The 25637-nt window shown below is 48.8% G+C and carries 26 protein-coding genes; 7 read left to right on the top strand and 19 right to left on the bottom strand.

Translation table 11 applies throughout. The features are described from left to right. Nucleotides 1–65 precede the first annotated feature (65 nt). Nucleotides 66–416, top strand: coding sequence for a hydrolase/acyltransferase (locus MUG84_RS15405; RefSeq protein WP_244726859.1), 351 nt, complete (start codon nt 66–68; stop codon nt 414–416). Between the two features lie 217 nt (nt 417–633). Then, entirely contained in the window at nt 634–762 is a 129-nt protein-coding gene (gene cmpA, locus MUG84_RS15400) for a cortex morphogenetic protein CmpA (protein WP_244726184.1), read from the top strand. 168 nt (nt 763–930) lie between these two features. Here the strand turns inward: cmpA and MUG84_RS15395 are convergent, their stop codons facing one another. Then, on the bottom strand, nt 931–1401 hold the full coding sequence (locus MUG84_RS15395) for a DinB family protein (RefSeq protein WP_244726182.1): 471 nt from the start codon (nt 1399–1401) through the stop codon (nt 931–933). Between the two features lie 193 nt (nt 1402–1594). Here MUG84_RS15395 and MUG84_RS15390 point away from each other — a divergent pair, with 193 nt between their 5' ends. Further along, nucleotides 1595–2182 carry a CGNR zinc finger domain-containing protein gene (locus MUG84_RS15390; protein WP_244726180.1) on the top strand — a complete coding sequence of 196 codons (588 nt, stop codon included), beginning with the start codon at nt 1595–1597 and terminating at the stop codon, nt 2180–2182. A gap of 91 nt (nt 2183–2273) precedes the next feature. Here MUG84_RS15390 and MUG84_RS15385 read toward each other — a convergent pair whose 3' ends face one another. The 10 genes from MUG84_RS15385 to MUG84_RS15340 all read right to left on the bottom strand — a co-directional run bounded on the left by MUG84_RS15385 (nt 2274) and on the right by MUG84_RS15340 (nt 14098). Further along, nucleotides 2274–4484: a Tex family protein gene (locus MUG84_RS15385; protein WP_280521347.1), complete on the bottom strand. Its 2211-nt coding sequence runs from the start codon at nt 4482–4484 to the stop codon at nt 2274–2276. A 547-nt stretch (nt 4485–5031) separates the two neighbouring features. Continuing rightward, nucleotides 5032–5382: a type II toxin-antitoxin system PemK/MazF family toxin gene (locus tag MUG84_RS15380; RefSeq protein WP_127606057.1), complete on the bottom strand. Its 351-nt coding sequence runs from the start codon at nt 5380–5382 to the stop codon at nt 5032–5034. A gap of 3 nt (nt 5383–5385) precedes the next feature. Further along, nucleotides 5386–5667, bottom strand: a complete 282-nt coding sequence (locus tag MUG84_RS15375; protein WP_127606059.1) for a CopG family ribbon-helix-helix protein — start codon at nt 5665–5667, stop codon at nt 5386–5388. A 227-nt stretch (nt 5668–5894) separates the two neighbouring features. Next, nucleotides 5895–7079 carry an alanine racemase gene (alr, locus tag MUG84_RS15370; protein WP_244726178.1) on the bottom strand — a complete coding sequence of 395 codons (1185 nt, stop codon included), beginning with the start codon at nt 7077–7079 and terminating at the stop codon, nt 5895–5897. Between the two features lie 198 nt (nt 7080–7277). Beyond that, nucleotides 7278–8372 (bottom strand): DUF4367 domain-containing protein, encoded by a 1095-nt coding sequence (locus tag MUG84_RS15365; protein WP_244726176.1) that lies wholly within the window; start codon nt 8370–8372, stop codon nt 7278–7280. A 132-nt stretch (nt 8373–8504) separates the two neighbouring features. After that, complete coding sequence (locus tag MUG84_RS15360) at nt 8505–10046, bottom strand: serine hydrolase domain-containing protein (protein WP_244726174.1); 1542 nt, start codon at nt 10044–10046, stop codon at nt 8505–8507. After that, nucleotides 10046–11398 carry an FtsX-like permease family protein gene (locus MUG84_RS15355; RefSeq protein WP_244726172.1) on the bottom strand — a complete coding sequence of 451 codons (1353 nt, stop codon included), beginning with the start codon at nt 11396–11398 and terminating at the stop codon, nt 10046–10048. The genes MUG84_RS15360 and MUG84_RS15355 overlap by 1 nt, the downstream gene beginning before the upstream one ends. Further along, nucleotides 11373–12149: an ABC transporter ATP-binding protein gene (locus MUG84_RS15350; RefSeq protein WP_244726169.1), complete on the bottom strand. Its 777-nt coding sequence runs from the start codon at nt 12147–12149 to the stop codon at nt 11373–11375. Before MUG84_RS15350 ends, MUG84_RS15355 begins: the two co-directional genes overlap by 26 nt. Nucleotides 12150–12272: 123 nt before the next feature. Beyond that, nucleotides 12273–13376, bottom strand: a complete 1104-nt coding sequence (locus MUG84_RS15345; protein ID WP_244726167.1) for a sensor histidine kinase — start codon at nt 13374–13376, stop codon at nt 12273–12275. After that, on the bottom strand, nt 13373–14098 hold the full coding sequence (locus MUG84_RS15340; protein WP_244726165.1) for a response regulator transcription factor: 726 nt from the start codon (nt 14096–14098) through the stop codon (nt 13373–13375). The genes MUG84_RS15345 and MUG84_RS15340 overlap by 4 nt, the downstream gene beginning before the upstream one ends. 267 nt (nt 14099–14365) lie before the next feature. Between MUG84_RS15340 and MUG84_RS15335 the strand changes: the two genes are divergently transcribed. Both MUG84_RS15335 and MUG84_RS15330 read left to right on the top strand, forming a co-directional pair. Continuing rightward, the gene (locus MUG84_RS15335; RefSeq protein ID WP_244726163.1) at nt 14366–15862 is read left to right on the top strand and encodes a sensor histidine kinase; all 1497 of its coding nucleotides are present in this window, start codon (nt 14366–14368) and stop codon (nt 15860–15862) included. A 15-nt stretch (nt 15863–15877) separates the two neighbouring features. Continuing rightward, nucleotides 15878–16576, top strand: a complete 699-nt coding sequence (locus tag MUG84_RS15330) for a response regulator transcription factor (RefSeq protein ID WP_244726160.1) — start codon at nt 15878–15880, stop codon at nt 16574–16576. Here the strand turns inward: MUG84_RS15330 and MUG84_RS15325 are convergent. The 4 genes from MUG84_RS15325 to MUG84_RS15310 are packed head-to-tail and all read right to left on the bottom strand — an operon-like array spanning nt 16573 to nt 20785. Then, on the bottom strand, nt 16573–17679 hold the full coding sequence (locus MUG84_RS15325; RefSeq protein ID WP_244726158.1) for an aliphatic sulfonate ABC transporter substrate-binding protein: 1107 nt from the start codon (nt 17677–17679) through the stop codon (nt 16573–16575). The two genes, MUG84_RS15330 and MUG84_RS15325, sit on opposite strands and share 4 nt — an antisense overlap. 53 nt (nt 17680–17732) lie before the next feature. Continuing rightward, nucleotides 17733–18554: an ABC transporter ATP-binding protein gene (locus MUG84_RS15320; RefSeq protein WP_244726156.1), complete on the bottom strand. Its 822-nt coding sequence runs from the start codon at nt 18552–18554 to the stop codon at nt 17733–17735. Further along, nucleotides 18530–19297: an ABC transporter permease gene (locus MUG84_RS15315; protein ID WP_244726154.1), complete on the bottom strand. Its 768-nt coding sequence runs from the start codon at nt 19295–19297 to the stop codon at nt 18530–18532. The genes MUG84_RS15320 and MUG84_RS15315 overlap by 25 nt, the downstream gene beginning before the upstream one ends. Before the next feature lie 30 nt (nt 19298–19327). Continuing rightward, on the bottom strand, nt 19328–20785 hold the full coding sequence (locus MUG84_RS15310; RefSeq protein ID WP_244726152.1) for a sulfatase family protein: 1458 nt from the start codon (nt 20783–20785) through the stop codon (nt 19328–19330). A 227-nt stretch (nt 20786–21012) separates the two neighbouring features. Between MUG84_RS15310 and MUG84_RS15305 the strand changes: the two genes are divergently transcribed. Both MUG84_RS15305 and MUG84_RS15300 read left to right on the top strand, forming a co-directional pair. Continuing rightward, nucleotides 21013–21645, top strand: coding sequence for a TetR/AcrR family transcriptional regulator (locus MUG84_RS15305; RefSeq protein ID WP_244726150.1), 633 nt, complete (start codon nt 21013–21015; stop codon nt 21643–21645). A 27-nt stretch (nt 21646–21672) separates the two neighbouring features. Beyond that, entirely contained in the window at nt 21673–22185 is a 513-nt protein-coding gene (locus MUG84_RS15300; RefSeq protein WP_244726148.1) for a DUF4188 domain-containing protein, read from the top strand. Between the two features lie 9 nt (nt 22186–22194). On the opposite strand, the gene MUG84_RS15295 is transcribed toward MUG84_RS15300, so the two are convergent. The 4 genes from MUG84_RS15295 to MUG84_RS15280 form a co-directional block, all read right to left on the bottom strand. Further along, complete coding sequence (locus tag MUG84_RS15295) at nt 22195–22941, bottom strand: polysaccharide deacetylase family protein (protein WP_244726146.1); 747 nt, start codon at nt 22939–22941, stop codon at nt 22195–22197. After that, complete coding sequence (locus MUG84_RS15290; protein WP_244726855.1) at nt 22938–23525, bottom strand: YkoP family protein; 588 nt, start codon at nt 23523–23525, stop codon at nt 22938–22940. Before MUG84_RS15290 ends, MUG84_RS15295 begins: the two co-directional genes overlap by 4 nt. 176 nt (nt 23526–23701) lie before the next feature. Next, nucleotides 23702–24583, bottom strand: coding sequence for a DUF4362 domain-containing protein (locus tag MUG84_RS15285; RefSeq protein WP_244726144.1), 882 nt, complete (start codon nt 24581–24583; stop codon nt 23702–23704). A 200-nt stretch (nt 24584–24783) separates the two neighbouring features. Continuing rightward, the gene (locus MUG84_RS15280; protein ID WP_244726142.1) at nt 24784–25350 is read right to left on the bottom strand and encodes a GbsR/MarR family transcriptional regulator; all 567 of its coding nucleotides are present in this window, start codon (nt 25348–25350) and stop codon (nt 24784–24786) included. Nucleotides 25351–25637 lie beyond the last annotated feature (287 nt).

The following is a 25637-nucleotide window of genomic DNA, read 5'->3' as shown; positions in this document are numbered from 1 at the left end:
GTCAAGTAAAGGATTACATCGCATCGAAAAGCAAGCAGCAAGTATGGAGGGGGAAACTTAATATGATGCCAAACATGCGTTATGTCATTTTGCAGCTGGGAGACAAGCTCCAGTACGTGGAGATGCCGGCTGATTACGCCTATCAGCTCAGCGCGCTCAATTTAAGACTAAATAAAGAGGTCAGCAAGCTCACCGCCCAGGGAACACCGGAATTGCCGCTCGCAGTAGCTGAATGTGACCATCTTGAGCTGCTCCAGGAAACAGACTCCATCATCGGCGGTCTCGACTACATTAACGAACTGGAGCGTTCCTTCGCTTCCCTCAATGAAACCAATTATCCGCTGATCTCGCTGCTCACGGAAATCCGTGCCCTGCAGGCTCAGCTTGAGCAATGGTACGAAGAGGAAGCCATTTAAACGTTCATCAAGTTACTTCTGATATCAAAAGAAAAACTTTATCGACGTACTTTCATGGAAGATAGACCGCATTTAGCGGTAGTTTCCCTTGCGATATCATGATGTATTTCCTAAGAGGTTATGCTTCTGATATCTTAAGTTATGTAGACCTGCACTCTTTGGGCTTCTTCCCCATATGCTAACCATACAGAAGGTTCAGCAAGAGGAGGAGATACCCTTGCCGCAATGGCTCTGCAATCAGCTGACACGCGCCTTTCGTAAAAAGGACACACGTCAGATCAAGCTGCTGAATGATTGCTGGTTTTTTTACCGGAATTCAGTGAGCGAAGGCTCGGATCACTTATAAGGCGCTGTTAAATCGATAATAGGATCGTTTCGAAAAGCAAGCCGGACGTATTGTCCGGCTTCTTTTTTACGAAAAAGCATCCGAGCGATCACGCCTGCTCAGCATATCTCGGCTCGGATCTGCTATTCCATTCCATCCTCTGTCTCATGGGTTAAGCCGAAAAGTTTGTTAATCAAAGCTGCGTGTCGCAGGCCAGCAGCCCTGCAGCTTGCGGAGAAAAATGATTTGACCCGTATGATAGGCATCATGCGTGATCAGGCTCATGAAGCGCTGGGGATTGCTTTCAAGCTCTTCCTCTGGCAGACGCTCCAGTTCGCTCCGCAAGGACACATGCGCCTGGATAAGTCGGCTCTTGGCCTGCTCCCAACCTTCGCCGCTGTCATCGGAGATCCGGAATGTGTCATCGTTGCTGACACCATTCGAATCCGCAGGCAAGCCTTGCAGTCGCCCCAGTAAACGTTCTTTATAGTACAGCAGATGCTGTACATTTTCCCAGATGCTGTTGGCAGCGCCCTCCTCAGGCTTCCAAACAGCCTGTTCAGGCGTAACGTCCTTAAGCGCATCCTGCAACGGCGGATACCAGTCCTCTTTTCCCATGCAATAATCCCAGTTTTGCAGCAGCAGATTCCGGATGCTCATTCCATCGCCCTCCATTCGTGTGTAACCACCTTAAAATGGTTATAATAGTTACATAGAAAATATCACATCCATTTACCTGGCACAAGCAGAAAAATACCTATACCATGCTCCTCTCCCCTTGCAGGGCACAGCAAAACCATGGCAAATGCCAACCGGGATTGCTACAATGCTCTTATAGAAAGGATGACCTGCAATGCTCTGGGATGATTTTGTAAACAGCGAGTGGCATGATTGGCGAGGAAGTGGACGCTGCGAGGACCGTCTAGATCAGGAAAAATGGCTCCAATGGTTTATGCAGCAGGATCAAATTACCGCAACCCGTCTTCCAAGCAAAAAAGAACTAAACGAGCTCAAAGAACTCCGCTCCTTCCTGTTTGATCTAATTAGGCACATCACTTCCGGAGGAAATCTAGCGGCAAATCATATCGAAACCTTGAACCGCTGGATGGGAAAGGCGCCGGTATACCGCCAGCTGACCCAAGCCGCCGCCGAACAGTCCGTAAATCTCTCCTATTTCCCAGCCAACGCCAACTGGACGCAAGTGATGGCCGAAATTTCAGCCTCCTTTGCGTCTACGCTGGGGAATGGCGAACTGTCCAGAATTCGCATTTGCGACAATCCGGACTGCCTTTGGGTATATTATGATGACACGCGCAACCGCTCGAAGCGCTATTGCGATGATAAAATGTGCGGCAACCTGATGAAGGTACGCCGTTTCCGGGCCAAAAAGAAGCTGTCAACGCCCCCTTCAACCGACTCTATGCCGGCTGTGGAGGAATAAGACTGCGGAAGCCGGACATATTTGAACAAGCCCCCATCTTTCGATTTTTTAGAAGGGGCTTGTTCTTTTTATATTGATGAACAGAATGAGATTACTGCTGGTCTTTCGGCTGACGCATGGTCAGACCGACGCGGCCTTTTTTCAGATCCACGTTCAGCACCCACACGGTCACGTTATCCCCGACGGATACAACGTCCATCGGATGCTTCACATAACCCTCGCTCAGCTGCGAAATATGCACGAGACCGTCGCTTTTAATACCGATATCCACAAACGCTCCAAAGTCAATAACGTTACGCACCGTTCCTTCCAGCTCCATGCCCGGCGTCAGATCCTCGATCTTCAGCACATCCGTCCGGAAAATAGGCAGCGGAAGCTCCTCTCGCGGGTCACGGCCCGGACGCTGGAGGCTTTCCAGAATATCACGCAGCGTCGGCACGCCCACGTTCAGCGCCTCAGCCAGCTGCTCTACATGCTGCTGTGCCAGCAGATTGGACAGCTCCTGCGTTCCCAGCTTGTCCATACCGATGCCCAGTTCCTTGAATAAACGGCCAACAACGGCATAGGATTCCGGGTGAATCGGTGTACGGTCGAGCGGGTTATCCCCGTCAGATATGCGCAGAAAGCCAATGCACTGCTCATAGGTTTTGGCGCCTAGGCGCGGTACGCTCTGCAGCTGCTTGCGGCTGCCAAATTTACCGTTCGAATCGCGGTATTTTACGATATTTTTGGCAAGCGTCGCGTTGACACCCGCTACATAAGACAAGAGGGATGGCGAAGCCGTATTCACATCCACGCCGACATGGTTAACGGCAGACTCCACGACAGCCTTGAGACTCTCGTCCAGATGCTTTTGCGATACGTCATGCTGGTATTGCCCGACGCCAATCGCCTTCGGCTCGATCTTCACCAGCTCCGCAAGCGGGTCTTGTACCCGGCGGGCAATGGAAGCTGCACTGCGCTCGGCAACGTCCAGATCAGGGAACTCCTCCTGCGCCAGCTTGGAGGCCGAGTACACGCTTGCCCCCGCTTCGTTGACGATCAGATAGGCCAGATCCGGGTCGCTAATCTCACCGATCACTTCCGCTACGAACTGCTCGGTTTCCCGGGAAGCCGTTCCGTTGCCGATTACGATCAGCTCGATGCTGTATTTGGTAATCAGCTCGCGGAACTTCTCTGCTGCCTCTCTCCGCTTGTTATTCGGAGGGGTTGGATAGGTGACAGCCACCTCCAGCAGCTTGCCCGTATCATCCACTACAGCCAGCTTACAGCCGGTACGGTAAGCCGGGTCAACGCCCAGCACGCATCTTCCTTTGACAGGCGGCTGCAGCAGCAGGCTGCGCAAATTGCCCGAGAAAATGGAAATGGCCTGGTTTTCCCCTTTTTCCGTTAATTCCGCGCGGATTTCCCGTTCAATCGAAGGCGCGATTAGACGCTTGTAAGCATCTTCAATCACAGCCGTTAAAACCGTTTGCACGGAGGAATGGCCTTTAATCATCTGGCGTGCCATGAAGTTGTGAATCGAGTCTGCCGATACCTCGAGACCTACCTTCAAAATATTCTCGCGCTCGCCGCGGTTGATGGCCAGAATCCGGTGTGGCGGCATTTTTTTGGCCAGCTCCCGGTAGCTGTAGTAATTCTCATATACAGATTCCTGCTCCGCATCCTTCGCTTCCGAAGTCAGCATAGCGTGATCCATCGTATAGCGGCGTACCCACGAACGGATCGTCGCGTCATCCGCCATATTTTCAGCCAAAATATCCATCGCGCCGGCGATCGCATCATCCGTGCTTTCCACACCTTTTTCGGCATCAACGTATTTGGCTGCCTCCTGCTGGAGATCTCCCTGCTTCGGCTGCTCCATAATCCAGGCCGCGAGAGGCTCCAGCCCTTTTTCCTTGGCTACGCTGGCGCGAGTCTTGCGCTTTTGCCGGTAAGGACGGTAGAGGTCCTCTACTTCCTGCAGCTTAACCGCTTTTTCGATAGACGTCTTCAGCTCTCCTGTCAGCTTGCCCTGCTCATCGACGATTCGGATGACTTCGCGTTTGCGTTCCTCCAGGTTGCGCAGATAATTCACCCGTTCCTCAATGTCGCGCAGCTGGTTCTCATCCAGTTCGCCCGTCATTTCCTTACGGTAACGCGCGATGAACGGAATCGTGTTCCCTTCATCCAGAAGCTCCACCGTCGTGCGGATCTGTTTGAGCGACAGCTGCAGCTCTTTCGCGGTTTGCTGTATAATGCGCTCCTGCTCCTTCGCCTTCTGTTCTTCCGTATTCATTTCCATAACTACTTTATCTGCCATAAAAAAATCCCTCTTTTCCCCGTATCAGTCGCCTGTTATGCGTCAATAGTGCAAAGTCTGGTATATAACGTTCGTTTATTAGCGTTGTCCATACATTTCATTTTCGTCATGTTAAATTTCTATCTCCGCTGTGATTATGCTTATTCGGAGTTCAGGTTAAAGACCAAATCAAATTTAGATGTTATTCTAAAAAGTGAAGCTTGGTTCTTGTATATTATCACAAACTTTTGGCTACATTTCCAGCGGACATCTTTGGAAGAGGCAAACAATGATGGCAGAAGCTTCTTTCCACGAGTAATTTCCCCCTTATTTTGCCCGGCTCGTTTGAATTATCGCACAAAAAAGCCCTGCCCCGGAATACACGGAGCAAGGCTTGTATTTTACAATCTTTTTACATGATCGATCAAGGATTTTAAATAGCTGCACTTTGCGCTGACGGATCAGCTCGCTGTGGAGATCTCCTTGTCTCTCTCCAACGAAGAGACCGGCATATCTATAGAAAAAAAGACGTGCCCGGGGGCACGTCTTCACTTTTGCACGTGTATGGTTAAAAGTCAATCAAGCTCAGACTGATCTGCAGGGAATCATCCACCTTTTTCATCGTTTCCTCATCCAGGTGTGTGATTTTGTCCGTCAATCTCTGCTTATCTATGGTTCGGATTTGCTCCAGCAATATGACAGAGTCTCTGTCAAAACCATGCGAAGCCGCATCAATTTCCACATGCGTCGGCAGTTTAGCTTTTTGAATTTGGGCTGTAATAGCCGCCACGATTACCGTAGGGCTGAATCGGTTACCGATATCATTCTGAATAATCAGCACCGGTCTTACTCCACCTTGTTCAGAACCGACAACGGGTGATAGATCCGCAAAAAAAACGTCGCCGCGTTTTACGATCAATGTTTACACCCCGCTCACTAAGCGGCCTAGAGTGCTGTCTGCATCTTCCTCTGCATGAAACGCTTCAGAGGCCATGGTCAAATTGATTTTGGCCATTTCCATATAGCCGCGCTGCATGGATTCCCGGATATACCGCTTCTTCCGTTCAAGCAAATACAGCTTCATGGCCTGCCTGATCAGCTCACTGCGGTTGGAATTCTCCATAGCAACGATACCATCCACTTCCTGCAAAAGATGATCAGGCAAGCTGATCATAATTCTCTTGGTATTCTGCATATTAGCCACCTTTTCTTCCACCCCCACAACCTTCACACCCTTGTGCACCAGTATAACTTTTTTCAAGGAAATTTATACAAAGGAATATATATGCCGAAGATATATCAGGTATGCTGCATTCCATTATAAACTACAGTCGGCATTTCCGTACAGACAATCTCGGCACAATTCTTTATTCGAGAAGCATGCAAGTTATTCCTTCTGCTGGGTAAAAGGTTATATATGGTGTTGTCACTTTAGCTGATCAAAGGATTGATCAGGGTGTAGGGAGCCCCGTTTTTGGTGTAGAGACGCGGAATCCGGTTAGCAATCATACAGATGACTTCATAGTGAATGGTACCCAGCCAGGATGCCAGCTCATCTGCGGAAATGCATTCCCCAGACTGCTGACCGATGAGCACAACCTCTTCACCGATTTGAATTTCTTCTGCTTCTTCAGCAAAAGATTGCAGCGTTACCATACATTGGTCCATGCAAATCGTTCCGACCACCGGAACGCGGCGGCCGCGAATCAATACCTTCGCTTTGCCGCTGAGCATCCGGGAATATCCGTCTGCGTAGCCGATCGGAAGCGTGGCAATGATTTCCTCGGTAGCCGTTACATACCTTGCGCCGTAACTGACGCCCCAATGAGGCGGAAGCGTTTTGACATAGGCAACCTTAGTCTTCAGCGTCAATATCGGGATCAGTTCTACCTTTTGCCGGTTGACCTCATCCGAAGGGTATAGCCCATACATGCTGATTCCGATGCGGATCATGTTGAACGATAGCTCCGGAGTGTCAATCGCGGCGGCACTGTTTCCCGTATGAAGAATCGGGAGGCTTACGCCTTCTTCTTTCAGTGCATCCACTACGCTTGTAAAACGCCGGTATTGCTCGAGTGTATAGCTTTTATCTTCTTCATCCGCCTTGGAAAAATGGGTAAACATGCCTTCCACCTCAGCCTGAGGCAGTGCCATCGCTTTTTCGATAAAAGAAATGGCGGCTTCTCCAGGGAGAAGTCCCAATCTGCCCATGCCGCTGTCAATCTTGATATGCACCTTCAAAGGACGCTTCAGACTCTCTGCGGGCAGAGCTTTAATGGCTTCAAGTACCTCCGGACTGAATACCGTCACGGTTACCTGATGCTCCCAAGCTGCCTGTATACCTTCGGGCGGCGTATATCCAAGTACCAGCACAGGCACTTGAATGCCCGCCTGGCGAAGCTGAATCGCTTCATCCAGAAAAGCCACGCTGAGGTAGTCCGCGCCCGCCTGCTCCAGCTCCCGTGCCACTTCTACGGCGCCATGTCCATAAGCATCCGCTTTGACGCAGGCCAGAAGCATCATTTCTTTAGGAAGTGCCCGGCGGAATGCCGTATAATTGGCACGCAAATGATCCAGATTGATTATAGCTTGTGTAGCTCTATATTGAACTTGCATTTTTGTAGTCACCTTCTCTTACGTTTTACACTTAGCTCGCTCATTAATCGTAATGTTCGAGAAGGTCACTGTCAATGAACCACGGCTGGCCGGATTGAGGCAAGTTTACCGTACCACACGGCGTCAGAAGAAAAACAGGCGGATGCCGTCATTGTAGAGGAGTCAGCTCTAACAACTCGGCAATCCGCCTATTTTGTATTATTTACCCGATTGTGTCTGTAAATCCGCGGCGATTTTGATCATTTCATCCACTGGAAGATCTGCACTCGTGATGCGGAATTCGATGCCTTCATCATTCATCCAGGTCAGCATCTTTTGATCATCACCGGTGAGGAGGCCAGACGTAAATCCGAGATCGATCACGGTTCCCGAAGCAAGCGCGGAAACGGCCATATCCTGCGAACGGGACTCCATGATGGTATATTGATAGGTTCCGTCGTAACGGAGAATCACCGTATGATTTGTACTATTTTCCATTTTATTCGTGTCTTTGCTCTCAACACCTTCAGGCATATAGTTCGGGATGATCATTCCAAAGTCCCCGAGCTCTTTCGGAGCTGTAGCGGTGCTGCCGTCTGCCTGTTGGTCATCCGTAATCGGATTTCCGTTCTCATCCACCTGCGTCACCATACCCAATGTAGGATCATCCAACGCTGTCATGTTGCGCTTCATATCAAAGGAATCCTTCTCAAATTTGGCGTCAAACTTGAACTCACTGAATTTCACTTCTACCATGACATGCGCATCGGCATCGGAAACCTGCACCTGCTTAGGCGCGTAATTGTCCTTGCTCAACCAAATTTTCTGGCGAACGAGAGACTGGCTGTGATAATTGGCCGCAACGTCAAATACATAGCTGTCTTTGTCCATAGCAAACTGGCGGGTATTATCGCTCAGGATGCCTTGCACTAGCGTCTGGTACAGATACACCTGCCCCTGGTTCTCCGGCCAATCGCTCTTAAAGCGGAAGCTTTTGTTCAGGCTTGGTGTAAGGACGAACACTCCTTCATCATTGCGGAGCACGATCTGTGTAACATCCTTTTGGGCATTGGTCAGGCTGATCCGGTAATAGGAAGGGTTCTGGTACCATACTTCAATGTTATACTCTTGCGGTTTTTCACCCGTATAAAGCGTCATTTTCCCCGTCCCTCTATAAGATCCCTCCTTGCTTTGCAGTGTGTCGGCAACATTATTCAATCCTTTGACTACGGAAGCAGCGTCCTTTTTGCCGCACCCGGCAAATACGACGGTGACGCACAAGATCATGGCGAGTACCCATGACATCCGGCGCATGACATCATCCCCTTTAGCACATGTTTTACTTGATTGATACATGTCTATGAGGGACTTGTTCACATTATGCAGACTAGCCTGACAAGCACCGATTACTGCGCTGTTTCTGTAAAGGCTGTCGCTTCTCAAATGTTACATTTCAGCTCCCATGTCGCGAGCTGCTGTTTTTTCTTTACTGCAATTCATTTTCTTGGTCAGAATGAGCGATAACCCAAAAATAAAATAGATAATGCATGCGGCCAGGATACAATATGGAAATACCGAGATCGTCGTCGGAGCCCATACTTTAATAAATGTCCAAGGCATTCCTAAAATTTTCGGGATTATGATCGTGAGTGTCAAAATTGCAGCTACAATCAACGTATGTACCGATAATAGCAAGATCCTCTTTACGTTTAACGATGTCCAAATCCGTTGTTTTCGAGCGATCCTCCCCATGATTCTTAACGTTAACATCATAAACAGTACACAGAAACAACAGGCGGATATACATAGTATTGTCACGATTTGATCTAACTTTTGATAGCTGTCGGAATGATTATTAGTAACGTTGCTCCCTTCCCACAGATCCATCACGCCTTGACCAATGGCTGTCGTAAAACTTGTATTCATATTGGCTAAAATGGCTACTCCCAATTGCTCATCAGGCTGCATGATGAAATATGAGGTAAATGTCGGGTTCTCTCCGGCATGAAATATATATGGTTTATCGTTTTTTTGCTGGACTCCCCATCCGCTGGCATAGTAAGTATTTTTATCAAAAGGCTCTACGGACTGATCCGGGATGTGTGATTCTTGGATGAGCAGTTTGTCGATCGCATGGCTCAGATTGTTTCCTAACTGTAGATTCATCCACTTCGCGATATCATTTGTATTGCTGATCATATATCCAGCTGGTATATTTCCCCGATAAATGGGAGGTGTGTAAGCCTGCTCTTTCATAAATCCAATTTTATAACCGGATGCCATCTCAGCGGATTGAACCTGATGCAGCCCAACAAACGAGTCTTTCATACCTATCGGCTCTAAAATGTGCTGTTTCATATACACATCATAGGGCTGCTTCGTTACCATCTCGATAACGAGTCCCAGTATATCGTAGTTGATTGTCGCGTATTCAAAAGAGCTGCCTGGCTTACGATCCAACTGCTGGTTCAGTAATGTTTTCACGGTTAGCTCAAGGGCGTTTTCTGCATTACTTTCTGGAATATGCGTGATTGAATTCGAAGGTATTCCGCTGGTATGATGAAGCAGCTGATCTATAGTAATCGTTTGCGGCTCCCCATTATATTTTAACTCTAACCATGGGATATACTTCCGGACATCGTCAGATCGTTTCAACAATCCCTCTTTTTCCAATTGCAAAATGGCTAAACCTGTGAAAGCTTTCGATGTGGATCCGAGTTCAAATAACGTTTTATCGGTCACAGGTGTTTTCGCCTTGACATCAGCGTACCCGAAGCTATTTTGATAGACCGTTTGCCCCTTCTCTACTATAACTACCGATATTCCCGGAATTTTACTTATGCTTTGCTGCTGTTCAACAAACTGATTAATCTTCTGAATTTTTTCACTTGAGTCAGCGTTAGCTATTTTAGGTGTAAAACCACTAACCGCCAAAATCATAGCAATCATGAACATACCTATTTTTACTGATGGTTTCATTACTTTCATTACCGATTCCCCTTGGTCAAATTTATGCTTTTCATGTAGCTGTTGCAGGCCACCAGGAAGTAAATCGTCTGCATGGCCAAATAAATGCCGATGATGACGAACGAATAGATCCAATTGGATACCATAAGGAGGTTGTTTAATGCTTTAAGTGCGACCAACGCATGTACGATGCCGACAAGGCATGGCGCGAAGAAAAGAATACCGACCTGCATATAGACGATTTTTCGAAGCTCGGCTTGCGTCATACCGATTCGGGTCAGTGCCTTATACTGCATCTGATCCTCTTTCAGCTGCGTGAACAATTTGAAGTAAATCATACTACCGGATGCGATAAAGAACAGCAAACTAATGAACACGCCAATAAACATCGTTAGTGAAATGACTCCTTGGGGATCATCATACTGCGTCTTTATATCGTTCAGTTGCAGCGCAAGCTCTAACATATAAACCGTTCCGGATGCCGTTAAAATAACTGCGCTCAAAATCGACACAATAAACAGCATTCGCGCATTTTCCTTCAGCTTAAGGCCAAGCTGAGCGAATACGATCAGATTCGTTCGATTGTAGTAGACCCTTTTACAACTTTTAACCAATCGCAGCAGCAAGCCGCTGCACTGCGTGAATAACAGATAAGTTCCAATGATAGCCGTAAGCAGGACAAGGGGCGCAAGCATGCTGAAGTTCGATGCATTTAACATCAAAGCCATACCATAAGAGGATGCTAAACATACGGCTGCAAGCAAGGCAAGCCATGGTGTATAAACAATCTGCTCCTCCGATCTGTCTCCTACATTAAGTAATAGAGCAATTTCTGTACGCCCCACACGCATTGCCGACTCAATCGAAATGAGTGTGAACAGCATAAAGAAGCCGCCAGCCGTTATCCATAGCGCATGAAGCGGTACAAGAGTGGCAATGGGATCGTTCATGCCCAGCAGCACACCGAGCGCCATAAAGAATGGCTTGCTGAATAGTACCCCTAAGCCGATACCGGCAACGATCGCCATAACTGCAATAACTGTGCTTTCATATACGATAAGTCGGCGAAGCTGCATACGAGTCATTCCGAACATATATAGAAGGCCGAATTCCTTCATTCTTGATTTTAGAAATGCGGCATTGGAGTAAAGCACGAACAGAAACGAAAAAATAACGATAATGTATTGGCAAAACACCATGCCCAGCCTTACTTGCGAAGTTCCAATGATATGACTACTCGTCAGGTCGGGATGAGCAACAAATGCGGCATACATATAGAAAATCATGACGGAGAAGACGCTGCTCATAAAAAACGCGCTGTATGACCGCCAGTTGCCGCGAAGGTTTCTAAGCGCGTGCGAACGAAGCGTCATTAAAATTCCCTCCCAGTACACTCAGCGCGTCTAATATTTGTTGGAAAAATGCTTGCCGATTCGAACCGCGCCGAATTTCCGAGAAGATTCTTCCGTCTTTAATAAACACGATGCGCTGACAATAGCTCGCTGAGAATGGATCGTGAGTCACCATTAGAACAGTAGCCTTCAATCTTACGTTCATCTCCTGCAGCGACTCCATCACATCCTTCGCTGACTTGGAATCCAGGCTACCTGTCAGTTCATCAGCGAGCACTAACGATGGTTCATTAATAAGCGCGCGTGCAATAGCCGCACGTTGCTTTTGGCCGCCAGACACTTCATATGTGCGCTTGTTCAACAGATTCGTCATCTGCAGCCATTCAGCAAGCGGATTCAGCCTCTCCTCGATCAACCTGGGAGCAGTCCCATCGAGCACAAGCGGCAAAATAATATTTTCCTTGATGCTCAGAGAATCTAGTAAATTAAAATCCTGAAAGACGAAGCCAAGCTCACGCCTTCTGAAAAGCGCCAATTTTTTATCACTGAGCTTGTTCGGATTCATACCGTTAATTTCAATATGGCCGGATGTTGGACGATCCATTGCTGCGAGCAGATTAAGCAGCGTCGTCTTCCCGCTTCCCGACGGACCCATAACGCCGACAAATTCGCCGGCCTCTACCTGCAGGTCGATGTCATTTAATGCTGTACAGATGACATTCCCTTTGGAGCTGAAAATTTTACCAAGCCCCTGCGCTTTAAGAACACTCATCGCTTGATCTCCCTCCCCCCGTTTGTAGTTTGATTGCCTTAACAACGTTTAGTATAGCGGGCAATGAGTACCGAACCCATCGATTTATATAACAAAAAACACGCTTCGAACATGACAAAGTTGTCACAAAGCGTGCCTGTCCTTGTCTGCTTGGCTGCCAAGAAGATGAATGCCGGCGGGCTGAAAAGTGATCGTAAACGTCGTACCGACACCAAGCTCCGACGATACGGACAGTTCGTGACCGAGCCTGCTGCACACTTGTTTCGCTAAATACAGTCCCATTCCCGTCGATTCCCCCGCAGACCGTCCGTTCTCACCGGTGAAGAAAGGATCAAATATTCGTGGTATATCGTGAGGTGCTATGCCGCTCCCCTCATCAGTTATGCTAAGCTTGCAGCCAGTGTCTGTATTCTGCTCCATGTGGATCATAAGATGCTTCACATCTTGCTTGTCCTTGCTGTATTTGATCGCGTTGCTGACGATTTGATTGAGTACGACCGTCATCCACTTCTCATCCGTTTCTATCCATGCCTCACCATGTATTTGCGGTATAACGGAATGACGGATACAAAGACGTTTGTGAGCAATCAGAACGTCACGAATCACGTTGTGGAGCGGCGTTTTTTTGAGATGAAGATCCATTTCGAACTTGTCTAAGCGTGCCGTATGGAGCAGCATTTCCAGACCTCTCGACATTCGATCTGCTTCTTCATGCAGACTAAGGGTGAGCTCTTTCTGCTCCTTCTCCGAAGATGGAATCTGCTGGGAGGTCTCCTGCAAAAGCAAATCAATAACCGATAAAGGCGTCTTCATATGATGCACCCATTGCAGCACAAAATGATTATGGAGCTCCTGCTGACGGCGGTATGCACCGAGTTTATTTAGATAAGCGCTCATTTGCTGATTAAGCAAGCACGCAACGAGTTGCTGCTCAGCAGTTACTGAAGATTGCACGATGGCTTCAACATGCAATTCATCAGACCGTTCAATCGCATTTCTAAGCTGTTTGTAATACTCACGCTGCCGAATGTAGTCAACAGCAAGTCCAAGAATCAAAAAGAATGCTGCAGCAGCCACAAAATAATATATCGTGCTCGTTTCCATCAATCCTGGATAACGCGCATTTTCCAGCAGCATTAAACAGACGCCGATACCCATAATAAGTAATCCTGATACCACATAAATGAGCCGATCACGAAGGAATAAAGCTAAAGTCAGCAATCTCAAGAGCTCGTCTCCCCCTGCTCAGCGCTTAAAATCAGTTTATATCCCATTCCTCGTACCGTCGCGATCGCACTTTGCAGCCCCAGCTCCTCGAGCTTCTTTCGCAATCTCGCCACATTGACGGTCAACGTGTTGTCATCGACAAACTGCGCATTGTCCCATAACGTCCCAAGCAGCTGATCCCGCGAGACGGTCCTTCCGTACTGCTGCATGAAGCATTCAGCTAACAGCTGTTCATTCTTCGTAAGCTGGGTTTTCCGCTTTTCCCATATCAGTTCATTACGGCTAAGATTCAGTCGCAAGCCTTGTACGTTTAACTCGCTCTCAGGCGACTGAGCAAGCCCGGTGGATGCCGCATAATCCCCGTAAACTCTTCTTAGTACGCTTTTTACCTTCGCTATTAAAAGGTCTAAATGGATCGGCTTCGTGATGTAATCATCGCCGCCGTTATCTATGGCCATCACCTGATCCATCTCACCCGCTCGGGCGGATATGAAGATGATCGGTAAGTTGGACTTTTTACGTATTTGTCTGCACCAATAATAACCGTCGAAGTATGGCAGGTTAATATCAAGCATGACCAAATGGGGTGCATACGCTTCAAGCTCCTGCATGATGTCGCGAAACTCCGTTACGCACGAAGCATCATATCCGTATTTCTCCATATTTCTTTTCAGGACAGCACTAATTTTACGATCGTCCTCCACTATAAAAATCCGGTACATACAATTCCTCCTCAAGCTTTCCGTAAGCCAACTATTAGTATAGCAAAATGTTGAATGACAGATAGTCTATCATCATCAGCATTTTAGGAACAAACTCGGGAGCACTCTTTTCTAATATCTAAAGCTCTGTTAAAGTAGAATGTTCTTAATTTCCATAAGGATATATCTTACAATTCAAACAAATTCATGTACAATGAAAAGGGATACATCCCAGCGCTAACCTACAAGCCGAAGCCTGAATAGATCCATCAAAGGAGCTTTACAGAGATGACGATTCTACTGATTCTCCTGATGTCGGCCATGATTATCATGTTTATCGCCAAGGCTCGCAACCCGTCCGTTTACTGGATGTCTATTATTTTGCTCGGATGGTTTCTCAGCATGTCCGGACTCGTCCTGTTCATCGCCAAATACGGTGGATTCTATTACCGGGTCAATATCGTGCTTTTTTTCAATGATGCGATCCGCGATATGCTGCTCCATTCCCCGATCAGCATCGATGGCGTCAGCCGCATGATCACAATCGGCAGATCACTGTTCATCTTCGGCTTTATCGGCTTGTCCCTATCTCTCTTCTACAATAATCAGATGAAGCACCGTGTACTCGCGCTTGCCCTTCATGCTATTTTGCCTCTGCTCAATATCATTTTTTACGATCCGGTCATCTACAAACCCATGCTAAGTCTACTCAGTCCAAGAAGCACTTATATCATCAGCTATATCACCCGCGGATGGCTTGTCATCTCTGCGCTTTACGCCACATCGCTCATTGTCTATTATTATTCTCATGTCACCATCCCCTGGCTGAAAAAGCAGATCAAGCATATTCTCTACGGCGTGTTTGCGCTTGTGCTGTTTTATTTTTACCTAGGCTTCATGGGCCCGATGCAAGTGACGGATGTGCGCACCTACTATGTTCTGTATTCGGATTTTTCCAACTTCAATCCACCGCTGACTCTGTTTGAATGGTATCTCGGCATTGGCATCACGGGAATTCTATCTGGCATCAGCCTCTTCTCCATCTGGCGTTACACCGACATCGAGAAAAAAATGGGCGAAGAAACGCTGCTGCTGGAGCGAAAGCTGAAGACAGCCGATATGGGCATCAAGGTATTCACGCATGGGATCAAAAATCAGCTGCTCATCATTCAAGTGCTCCTGAACCAAGCCAGACAGAATCCCTCCAGCGATGATCACGGCGTCAGCCAAGAGCCGCTGGTCAAGGCCAATGTGGTCGTACACGAAACGCTTGAGCGGCTGGACCAGCTGTACCGATCCATCAAAACAACCCATCTACAGCTCCGCTCGGTATCTATCTGTGAGCTTATGGATGGAGTGCTCAGCAGGTTCAATACCGGTTCAAGAGCGCTTGAAGTCCACACCCGATTCGAAGAGGCCGAGAGTATTACTGTTTTGGCCGATCAAGCCCATCTGTCCGAAGCCATTTACAACATCCTGACCAATGCGGCGGAGGCCATTCCGGAAGAACAGCGTGGAACCATTCAGATTACTTCGTATCCCGAAGGCAATTTCAATATTATCAGTATTACGGATAACGGCTGTGGCATGGAAAAAGAGCAGCTGCGAGCCATTTTTGACCCGTTTGTCACCAGTAAAAACACAACCCGCAACTGGGGTGTCGGTTTATCCTACGCCAAACAAATTGTGCATGGTCATGACGGGCGTATCCATGTAGAGAGTAAACCTGGCTTTGGAAGCACTTTTCAGATCGTCCTGCCGATTTATCGGAAGCATACAGCGTAAGGGAGGTACAACGCAATGAACAAAGCGCCCATACAGGTCATTGTTGCCGAGGATTTAGACGTACTGCGTGAACATTTCTGCTCCATCCTGAGGGGGCATGAGGATATTCAAATCGCCGGAACGGCTGCGAGCGGCAAAATGGCTCTGCAGCTGATGCGGACCACCCGCGCGGATGTCGTGCTGATGGATATCGAAATGGATGCCAAGCATGACGGAATTATTCATGCGAAGCATATTTTGGAGGAATTCCCCCAGACACGGATTGTATTCCTTACAGTACATGAGGATGATGAAACAATCTTCAGCGCTTTCGAGACCGGTGCAGTGGATTATGTGCTCAAGACCCGTCCGGATCACGAAATCGTCCAGCGGGTACGCAGCGCGTATGAAGGCATATCACAGATGCATCCGGAAATTACGAATAAAATCAAAAGTGAATTTACCCGCATCCGCAAAAACCAGGAAAGTCTGTTCCAGGCGACCATGATCCTGTCCCAGCTGACGCCAAGCGAGCTCGAAATCATCCATTTGCTTTACAGTGACTATAAGATTTCCGAGATCGCCAAGCAACGGCAGGTGGAGATTTCTACTATCAAGTCGCAGATCAACGTGATCCTGAAAAAGTTCAATAAAAAACGAAGCAAGGAGGTCATCTCCCTGCTCCGCGAACTTAATATCATGCATCTAATCCATAAAGTGCGCAGTGGCCATTAATTGCCGGCCGCCTCCTGCGCTTTCACGAACGGCTCGGTGGCGATAAACTTGTCACCGGGTACGACTTCAGTCATTTTACCGTTTGTCACGAACATTTTCTCCAGGTTCTCGAACCATTTCACCGTTGTGCCGTCCTTCATATAGCCTGCGATTTTGGAGGATTCAATCCATTCCATCGTTTCGAATTGTTCTTTCAGCGAGTCCTCTGGCACCTGGGTATACTTGGAGGTCAAAGAAATCGTCTCATCCACGTTTTTGATTTTGTAATCATTGGCTTTCACCCACGCCTCGAGGAATTGCTGTACCACCTCAGGCTTTTCCTCCAGGAACTTCGGATTCACGACCCAGCTGGCCGGGAATACATATTCCGGGTAGAAGGTACGGTTATCCCCAAGCTTCACGATATTCTCCTTACCCAGCTGCTTCTCGATTTCCTTGGTATATGGCGACCAAATCGCCACCGCATCCACCTTGTTTGCTACGAAGGCCGAAACCGCACCGGCCACGTCGATATTAACGATGTTCACATCGGACGGCTTCAATCCGCCCTTTTCGAGCCCCAGGTTCAGAATCATCTCACCAGAGGTCCCTTTAGGAACGCCGACTGTTTTGCCTTTAAGATCCTTCCATTCCTGAATCCCGGATTTCTTCGTCGCATACACCATATCGCCAAAACCCAGGCTGGCCAGCGCGATAATTTTGCCCTGTCCTTGAGCGGCCAGGAAGGTCGCGCCAGGTCCAATATAGGCGATGTCCAGGTCTCCGGAAGCCATGGCCTGGAATTCAGGCGGACCGCTTAAGAACTTGACGGCATTGACGTTCAGCCCTGCGTCTTTGAAGAACCCCTTTTCATCCGCAATCACAATCGGAGCTGCGCCGTTCAGATCGGGAATGTAGCCGACGTTGATTTTCACGGGCGATTTGGGAGCATCCGTTTTCGTTTCCTTAGGAGCATCCTGTCCGGTAGAGGTTGAAGCCCCTGCCGGCTCCTCCGCAGCCTTTGTATTGCCGGAACCGCCACAGGCGCTCATTATCAGCGTCAAGCACATCAGTACGGATAACAGAAGTGAAGCACGAAAGCCTTTTTTGGTATTTGTTTTCATAAACAACCATGTCCCCCTTAATATTTCTTTAGAGAATGTAAAAAGACGCTTTCTTATTTTTGTACTTCCAAATACTCCTTGTACACCTTGGACCAAATCTCGTTTTTGATCTCAATAAACCTTGGATCCATCTTTGTCGTTTGATCCCGAGGATACGGAATATCCACATCGATGATTTCCTTGATTCGGCCCGGTCTTGCACTCATGATGACGACGCGCTGCCCCAGAATGACAGCCTCTTCCACATCGTGGGTGATGAAGAAGCAGGTCTTTTTCTCCGTTTGCCAGGTCTTCAGCAGATCCTCTTGCAGCTGAGCCCGCGTTTGGGCATCCAGCGCTCCGAATGGTTCGTCCATCAGCAGCACTTCCGGCTGAACCGCATATGCCCGCGCAATCGCGACACGCTGCTTCATTCCGCCAGACAGTTCCTTGGGATACGCATGGGCAAAATCCTTCAGATTGACGTACTTCAGGTACTGCTCCGCCCTTTCGCGCCGCTCGGCTTTGCTGTATCCGCGCAGCTTCAGGCCAAACTCTATGTTTTTGATGACCGTTTTCCAAGGGAACAGGGCGTACTGCTGAAACACGACGCCACGTTCTTTTCCCGGTCCGGTCACCTTCTTCCCGTCGACTTCCACATTGCCGGAGGTGGCCTGCTCCAAGCCGGCAATGATGTTCAGCAGCGTTGTTTTACCGCAGCCGCTTGGACCGACTACGCTGATGAATTCGTTAGGCATAATGTCGAGATTCGCATCGCTTAAGGCGATGAGCCTGCCATTTCGAACCTGATACGCCTTGCTGAGATTTTCAATTTTGATCTTAGGCTGCTCCAATACGGGCGATGCCGGGATTAAGACTTGCGCAGTTCCTGCCATCCTGTCAGTCTCCTTTCGAGATAGAGTACACCTTTATCCATCGCGAGGCCGATCACACCGATGACAAAGATACCCATGATGACAAGGTCCATCCGGAAATACAGACTGGCTTCCATGACCATGTTGCCAAGCCCCTTGTTGGCTCCGGTCATTTCCGCGGCGACAAGCGTCGTCCATGCACTGGCAAGACCTAGACGCACACCAACCAGAATGTAAGGGAATGATGCCGGCACAACCACTTCAAAGAAAATATGGCGGTCGGTTGCGCCCAGCACCCGCGCGGCTTTAATCAGTGTCGGATCCACGTTGCGGACGCCCTGGAAAATCGAGATGACCATCACTAGGAAGGTCGCAATAAAAATGACGGCGATCTTCGCCGATTCTCCGATCCCTTGAGAGACAATGACCAGTGGAATTAATGCAATTGGCGGGATCGTGCGGAAAAACTGGATCCAAGGCTCAATCACCGCCCGGATATTCGCATACCAGCCCATCACAAATGCGACGGGAATGGCTACGACCAGTCCGAGTGCAAAACCTCCGAGCACACGCAGCATACTAGCCGATATATTCGTCCAGAGGCTGCCTGCTTTCGCTTCAATGAATAGCGTCTTCGCGATCTTGAACGGATCCGTGATGATGGCGCCGACGCTCGGTATTTTAGACAAAGCATACCATATCAATATCCCGCAAATGACCGAGAGCGGCGTAATAAGCCGTGCAGATATGCGGCTTGCCTTCATGCTGTTCCTCCTCCTCTTGTTCTTGCGGTATCAAAATTCATACGCTGGTTTCATCCCTTCATCTGCCCGCCGGCCAAGAAGCTTCGCCGCAGCCTCCTCATATCCTTTGCTGCGCAGACGGTTCACCCAATCATCTTCCGTCAAGTATTTATAAGGGCCGGTCTCAATCACCTTTTGCATTGGATCGGCCTTGTAGCCCGGTTTATTCATCTGCTCCTGCAGCCATTTCGCAATCCGGTGCTCCATCAGGTTCACGATCTCCGGATGCTCCCCGGCCACGTTCCGCGTCTGATGCGGATCCCGCTCCATGTCGTACAAAATCACTTCGTCAAAGTCGTAAAGTCCCTGGTGGTACGTCCTTAAAAAGAACCATCTACGGTCCCGAACCGAACGCTGGCAAGTATACAAGGCATGCTCCATAACCAGGTAATCGCGTCCCTCCATATCTTCGCCTTTCAGAGCCTGCAAATACGACTTTCCATCCCAGCCGGACGGAACCTGTAAACCGGCCATATCGGTGATTGTTGCGATGACGTCCACATTATAGAGGAAACCATCATACGAGCCGCCTGTCCTTGCGATTCCCGGCGCCTTGATGATCAGCGGAATGTGATGCACCGCCTCAGTGGCGCATGGATGCTCAACATAGATGCCCTGCTCGCCCATGGATTCGGCGTGATCCGCGCTGACAACGAAGCAGACCTCATCTTCAATGCCAAGTTCTCGCAGTGTTTCCAGCAGCTCTCCTACAAACGAATCCATATATGACACCGCTCCGTCGTAACCGTCGATCAGATGCTTGAAATCGGTGCGGCTCCGGATGGCTCCGGGCATCGTATCCGGATAGTTGTCGCCCCAATGCAGGAAGGATGCCGAGCGCGGAAAGGTGTTCTTTTGCTGCGCCGCAATCTGCGCTTCATCCGGGAAAGCCGCGACCGACGAATCCTGCCACTGCTCCATATACGATTTCGGATACGTATAATAGCAGTGCGGGTCCCAGTACTGGATATGCAGGAAGTAATTGTCCTCCTTACCATGGGACCTGAGCCAAGGAATAACGGCCGCGTTCACTTCGTCCGCATTCTCATTGCCTTCCTTGAGCGTATGGGTATGCACTTCGTTCCAGCCGGCAAAATACCACCAGGCGTGATGCCGGTCTCCGAATGTGGAGAAGGTGACCGTCTTCATGCCTGCCTTGCGGAGATAGCGCGTAAAGAAAGGAATGCGCTCGCTGTGCCCGTCTCCCTCCGGATATTGGAATTCGCAGCCCGGTCCCCAGTGGGTCAGCGCTCCATGATTGACGCCGTAACGTCCGGACATAAAGCTGGCACGCGAAGGCACGCACGGGGAGGAAACTGTGTAGCAGCTGTCGAACCGCATGCCTTCCGCCGCAATCCGGTCCAGATTCGGTGTCGTCCGGCGATGATAGCCATAGCAGCTCATATGATCCGGGCGCAGCGAGTCAATGTCCAGATAGATCATTCTCATGCTTATCAAATCCTTTGCTCCAAGTTTGTCTAACATGCGGTGTTAGTTGCTGTATCCGCTTTCATAAATAAAGTATAATTTTGACTCCCTGATCGCATAAGATTGAACTTTTTTACAACTTTTTTTCGGGTTTTTTCTGCACTATAAATTTTTAAGCTGCTTTATCTTGACAAAATAAATTAACTTAAGTTAATTTATTAACATAAGTTAATGATTGGAGCGTACATATGAATATCAACGACATCCCTCTCCGGGAATTAAAAAAAGCCAAAACCAAAATTGCGCTGTACGAAGCCGGTTTATCATTTACCCAGGACCGAATGTTCAAAGACGTACTTCTGGATGACATCTGCCGGATGGCTGGGATCTCCCGCGTTACCTTCTTTAAATTTTTCGGCAAAAAGGAGGATTTGCTCATATATTACATGCGGGTGTGGCTGACCCACCGGATCATCGAGATTGAAGAACGGCAGCTCCGTGGATTCGAAGCCATGCGGCTGATTTTAAGGCAAATCGCTGACGACACATCCGAAAACGAAGGCATTATGCCCAGCCTGATCGCGTTCCTGTCTGAGATGAATATGCACTGCTGCATGCCGAAGCTGAGTGAAGCCGAGGTGATGCTTTTATTTCCCGGCCAGGAGGACATCGGCGCTGAAAGCCCCGATATGTTCGCATTATTCAGCCGGATCATGAATGAAGCCCAAGGAGACGGAACATTAAAGCCGGAAATCCAAACCGAGGCCGCAGTACCGTTTCTGATCAGCACATTTTACGGCAGCTTCCTTACCTCGCGGTTATACGGATCGAAGGATGTCATGTCTTTTTACGAAAACCACCTGAAGCTGATCGAAAAATAAACTTTCTGTAAAAAGGAGTTGTTCTTTATGACAAAAGTAATTCCGGGCCGCTACACGGCGCAAACAGAAGATTCCTTTGTGGTATTCCTGATCGGGATGCGGATCAACCGCCTGTGGGCGGTACACCGGTGGCTGCCTGTATTCATGGCCATGCCTGGCATGATCCGGGAGCTGTATATGAATCGCGATTTGGGTTTTAAGGAAGGTCATATGTACTTTTCATTCCGTAGAGTCTGCATCGTTCAATACTGGGATTCCTTTGAGCAGCTCGAGGATTACGCGCGAAAAGGTCAGAAGCATCTGAAGGCCTGGAGGGATTTTAACCGTAAAATTGGTACCGACGGCACGGTGGGCATTTTTCACGAAACCTATATTATCCCGAAAGGAAACTACGAATCCGTATACAACAACATGCCGGTATTCGGCCTCGCCAAAGCGACAAACCATGTTCCTGCCACCGGCCGCAAAGAAACGGCAAGCCGCAGGCTGGGCCGTGACAACGAGCCCGCCGTACCGACTCCTGTAGATACGGTTCGTTAAACATATGTATCATCCCACCTTAAGGCCATCCGAAAGCTCGCTGCGCGCACCATCTTGTTGCAGCAGTTCATCCGTCCGCACGCATGCATATCCCTGGATTCGGGCATCCTCTAGCACCTCTTCAAGGCTTGCGATCATCCGACCCGGCGCGTCAGTCATAGCTCCGAAGGTGTCGCCGCTGTCATGCAGCACGATGATGGCTCCCGGCTCAAGCCGATTTATAATCCGTTCCTTCAGCGGCTTGCTCTTTTGTTCCTTCCCCCAATCCCGACCCATCGCCGACCAGAGCACGATCCGGTAAGTTTTCCGCAGGGTGAATAAATCGCCTATATTTAAGATCCCCCAGGGCGGGCGGTAAAACGTCGGGCGTTCCCCCGTGATCGCTTCGATGATTCTTGCGGTCCGGTGAACATGCCGATCCCGGATATGACGTGGACTCATGAACCAATTGGGAAGATGCGTATGGTTATGTATACCGATCTGATGCCCTTCCAGATACATGCGTTTGATGAGCTCCGGATAACGCTCCGCCTTACTGCCGAGCACAAAGAAGGTTGCCTTGATTCCTTTTTGCTTCAGCAAATCTAGCAGTTTTGGCGTGTACAGCGGATCGGGTCCATCATCAAAGGTCAAAGCGATCTGCCGGCTGGTCCGGCCCTGAACGGCGACGCCGACCCCCCAGATCCTCGTGATGACAAAGGGAATGAACATATATATCAAAACAGACATTGCGATGAGCTTGAGCAAGATACTCATGCCACTTCATCCTTGCTATAGCGTGCAAACAGAGCCTCTCTGCTCATCAACAGCATTTTAGGGACCAGTTTGGGAGCATTTTTCTTCGTTCGTTCCCGGCCTACCGGATGCAGCACCCGGAGCAAAAGCCGTAAATAATAGGTGGAGAACATTCGAAACCCTTTGGATTCCAGCGGATGCAGCTCAAAGCCAAGTCCGTGAATGATGCCGCGGTGCAGCAGCGTTATTCCGGTTAGTGCCTTGACATGGCTAAGCTTAGGGTCTGTGTCCATGGCAGCGCTGATCTGCTTCATCGATCTCCGCAGCATTCTGGCCGTCAGCAGAGCGGCCCGGTCTGCCCCTACTTCCTTGGAGAGCTGCAGCACCTGCCGGTTATCCAGATGAAGCTCTCCTACCCAATCTCTGGCATGAATCCATTGTCCGTCATGGCACTCCAGGCTTTTTCCATGATGCCGCCGGATCACAAGCTTACAGATACCATATTTCTTCACGGAAGCGCTCCGCAGTTTCGTAATTTGATCAAAAACCGATTCCCAGGCCATCCATACCGACTGTGCACTTGCTTTTGAAATGGAAGCTAACATATTCAATGTTGGTCACGTCCTTCTATTCCATATTTGGTCTTCTCGTAAACCAGCCTCCCCCCTGCCCCCTGGGGGATTTTGGCTTCTATTCCGTTAGACGGCAGAAAACCAGAAATCCATGCCAACATTTTATAAAATGAATCTATCGTTTCTCTTTCTTCTTCCTTACGAATTTCTTAATTCGTTATAGGGTCAGTCCCCGCCTGCACAATACGAATCATTTCATTTGCTGCGGCAGTCATCTGCTTGCCATCTGGACCTGAATCGCATGATTTCCACTGAAAATGGCGCTCTCCGCCATTAATAAACACCTTTAGATCGTAGCTGTTCCCATTCTGCAGGCTGCAGGTGGAGGAGAGATTTTTCTCATTCAGATAGCCGGCAAGCACGAGCTCCCTGTAAATTTTTTGGCGGTCCTGTTCCGGCAGACTATAATCGCTGACCTCCACCATCTGACCGTTTCCGAGATCTTTGAGTAGCTTTTGCTCTACAGTATTGATCTCATGGGTTCCAAAAGGCCCGTACTTTAGCACAAATTCAAAACGGTCCTGCTTGCTTACGTCAAAAGAAATGTGCAGCAGCTCCATGTTCTTGGACTCCCCGTCGCAGCCTGTCAGTATATAGCTGATATACGTATCCGTTTCTTCACGATTCAGTTTGCTGCAGGAATACGTTCTGACTTGCCCTTGGCCGAATTTATCCTCGGTTGTATCCAAGCGAAGTTCAACCCGTCCGTCTTTATGCGTCAAATCGTGGTAAATGGGATCGCCTTCAATCGTATACCGGATAAGACGCTGTGAACCCTCCGATTGACCGATAAAGGCATCCAGCAGTTCGCGGTTCTCCACCATGCCGTGCATGTCAATGACATCTGCGCCTTCGGTGGCGGGCTCAATCGCAGACGGCTCCTTGGGGTCGGCAGAGTCGGTACCCGCAGGCGTCTCCGTTTGGGCGGTTGATGGTGGCTGAGCCCCGTCATTGCCAGGCTTCAGACTATCCGAACAGCCGAAAATCATGGCAAGCAACAGTAACATGATTGTCCATCGGTACGGTTTCATGGATATCCCCCATTATCTCTGGTTTTATTACTCTTCCTGACGCGAGTCGGCGGATAAAGGTTTCAGGAAACGTTTCAGACCGCTTTTAGATGTAGTTTTTCTTGCGATTATAGAATGGTTCAGCTTCGCTGAAATTTATAAACTTTCTTATATCTTGAAAAAAAGGACCGCAGATGCAACCGCATCCCGGTCCTTATCGGTTATTCCTTGGCAGGCGGCTCCTTCGGCACCAGCCTGTAAATGTCGCCATTTTCAAACGTGTCGATCAGCCTATTCAGCCACTGATAGTAAGCAAAAGCATCCTGAATCTTGGCCTTATCCTGGTGCAGCATGTCCATCATCTCGGCGTCATCCGCGTACTTTTTCTCCATCTTATCAATCTCTTCCATCGATTTACGGAGAATCATGATATTGCTCTCCACGGATTTCCTCCATTTGATGTCGAAAAAGTCGGTGAAGGTCTGGTACCAGTCGTACTCCACTTCATACAGGTCCTTACGCGAACCCTTCTCCCAGACTTTGTTCACCATTTTCATGTCCAGCAGCGTTCGGACGCCCGTACTCATGCTGGTTTTGCTCATCTTCATTTCGCTACCCATCTCATCAAGCGTCATCGGTTTGTCCGCAAAAAACAGCAGGCCGTAAAGATGTCCGGTGGATAAGGAAATGCCGTATAGGTCCATATTTCGTCCAATCGTTTCTATGACACGCTTGCGCATTTTATGAAGCGCGGCGTTCTGTTCTACTTTACCCAGGTCCAAGCCCATGCTTGCAGCCTCCTTATGTTCGGCCATTCTCTCGCAAGTCTTTCGCAGATCACATATCGTTTACAGACGAAAGTCCAGAGGCAACAACCTTCTTGGTCTATTGTAGAAAAACCACTTTTAAAAGTAAAGAAGCCTCAGAGGCCGGATTTGGGAGCATCGGGCAGGAAACCGGATGAATATTTCATACAGTTTTTACCGTACGTTCTTTACATACTGTTAAAACGTTTGGTACGATATTATTTGTTTATTACTGTTAAACGTTGCTTATACGCCGGTACATGATTCAT

Source organism: Paenibacillus mangrovi (assembly GCF_022898935.1).
Classification (GTDB): domain Bacteria; phylum Bacillota; class Bacilli; order Paenibacillales; family Paenibacillaceae; genus Paenibacillus_AQ; species Paenibacillus_AQ mangrovi.
This window is presented reverse-complemented; position numbering and strand designations above follow the sequence as displayed.

Bases quoted from the DNA above. Each gene is read 5' to 3' on its own strand.
- MUG84_RS15405 (WP_244726859.1), top strand. From the start codon at position 66: ATGCCAAACATGCGTTATGTCATTTTGCAGCTGGGAGACAAGCTCCAG.
- MUG84_RS15395 (WP_244726182.1), bottom strand. From the start codon at position 1,401: ATGAGCATCCGGAATCTGCTGCTGCAAAACTGGGATTATTGCATGGGA.
- MUG84_RS15390 (WP_244726180.1), top strand. From the start codon at position 1,595: ATGCTCTGGGATGATTTTGTAAACAGCGAGTGGCATGATTGGCGAGGA.
- MUG84_RS15385 (WP_280521347.1), bottom strand. From the start codon at position 4,484: ATGGCAGATAAAGTAGTTATGGAAATGAATACGGAAGAACAGAAGGCG.
- alr (WP_244726178.1), bottom strand. From the start codon at position 7,079: ATGCAAGTTCAATATAGAGCTACACAAGCTATAATCAATCTGGATCAT.
- MUG84_RS15365 (WP_244726176.1), bottom strand. From the start codon at position 8,372: ATGCGCCGGATGTCATGGGTACTCGCCATGATCTTGTGCGTCACCGTC.
- MUG84_RS15360 (WP_244726174.1), bottom strand. From the start codon at position 10,046: ATGAAAGTAATGAAACCATCAGTAAAAATAGGTATGTTCATGATTGCT.
- MUG84_RS15355 (WP_244726172.1), bottom strand. From the start codon at position 11,398: ATGACGCTTCGTTCGCACGCGCTTAGAAACCTTCGCGGCAACTGGCGG.
- MUG84_RS15350 (WP_244726169.1), bottom strand. From the start codon at position 12,149: ATGAGTGTTCTTAAAGCGCAGGGGCTTGGTAAAATTTTCAGCTCCAAA.
- MUG84_RS15340 (WP_244726165.1), bottom strand. From the start codon at position 14,098: ATGTACCGGATTTTTATAGTGGAGGACGATCGTAAAATTAGTGCTGTC.
- MUG84_RS15335 (WP_244726163.1), top strand. From the start codon at position 14,366: ATGACGATTCTACTGATTCTCCTGATGTCGGCCATGATTATCATGTTT.
- MUG84_RS15330 (WP_244726160.1), top strand. From the start codon at position 15,878: ATGAACAAAGCGCCCATACAGGTCATTGTTGCCGAGGATTTAGACGTA.
- MUG84_RS15325 (WP_244726158.1), bottom strand. From the start codon at position 17,679: ATGAAAACAAATACCAAAAAAGGCTTTCGTGCTTCACTTCTGTTATCC.
- MUG84_RS15320 (WP_244726156.1), bottom strand. From the start codon at position 18,554: ATGGCAGGAACTGCGCAAGTCTTAATCCCGGCATCGCCCGTATTGGAG.
- MUG84_RS15315 (WP_244726154.1), bottom strand. From the start codon at position 19,297: ATGAAGGCAAGCCGCATATCTGCACGGCTTATTACGCCGCTCTCGGTC.
- MUG84_RS15310 (WP_244726152.1), bottom strand. From the start codon at position 20,785: ATGAGAATGATCTATCTGGACATTGACTCGCTGCGCCCGGATCATATG.
- MUG84_RS15305 (WP_244726150.1), top strand. From the start codon at position 21,013: ATGAATATCAACGACATCCCTCTCCGGGAATTAAAAAAAGCCAAAACC.
- MUG84_RS15300 (WP_244726148.1), top strand. From the start codon at position 21,673: ATGACAAAAGTAATTCCGGGCCGCTACACGGCGCAAACAGAAGATTCC.
- MUG84_RS15295 (WP_244726146.1), bottom strand. From the start codon at position 22,941: ATGAGTATCTTGCTCAAGCTCATCGCAATGTCTGTTTTGATATATATG.
- MUG84_RS15290 (WP_244726855.1), bottom strand. From the start codon at position 23,525: ATGTTAGCTTCCATTTCAAAAGCAAGTGCACAGTCGGTATGGATGGCC.
- MUG84_RS15285 (WP_244726144.1), bottom strand. From the start codon at position 24,583: ATGAAACCGTACCGATGGACAATCATGTTACTGTTGCTTGCCATGATT.
- MUG84_RS15280 (WP_244726142.1), bottom strand. From the start codon at position 25,350: ATGGGCTTGGACCTGGGTAAAGTAGAACAGAACGCCGCGCTTCATAAA.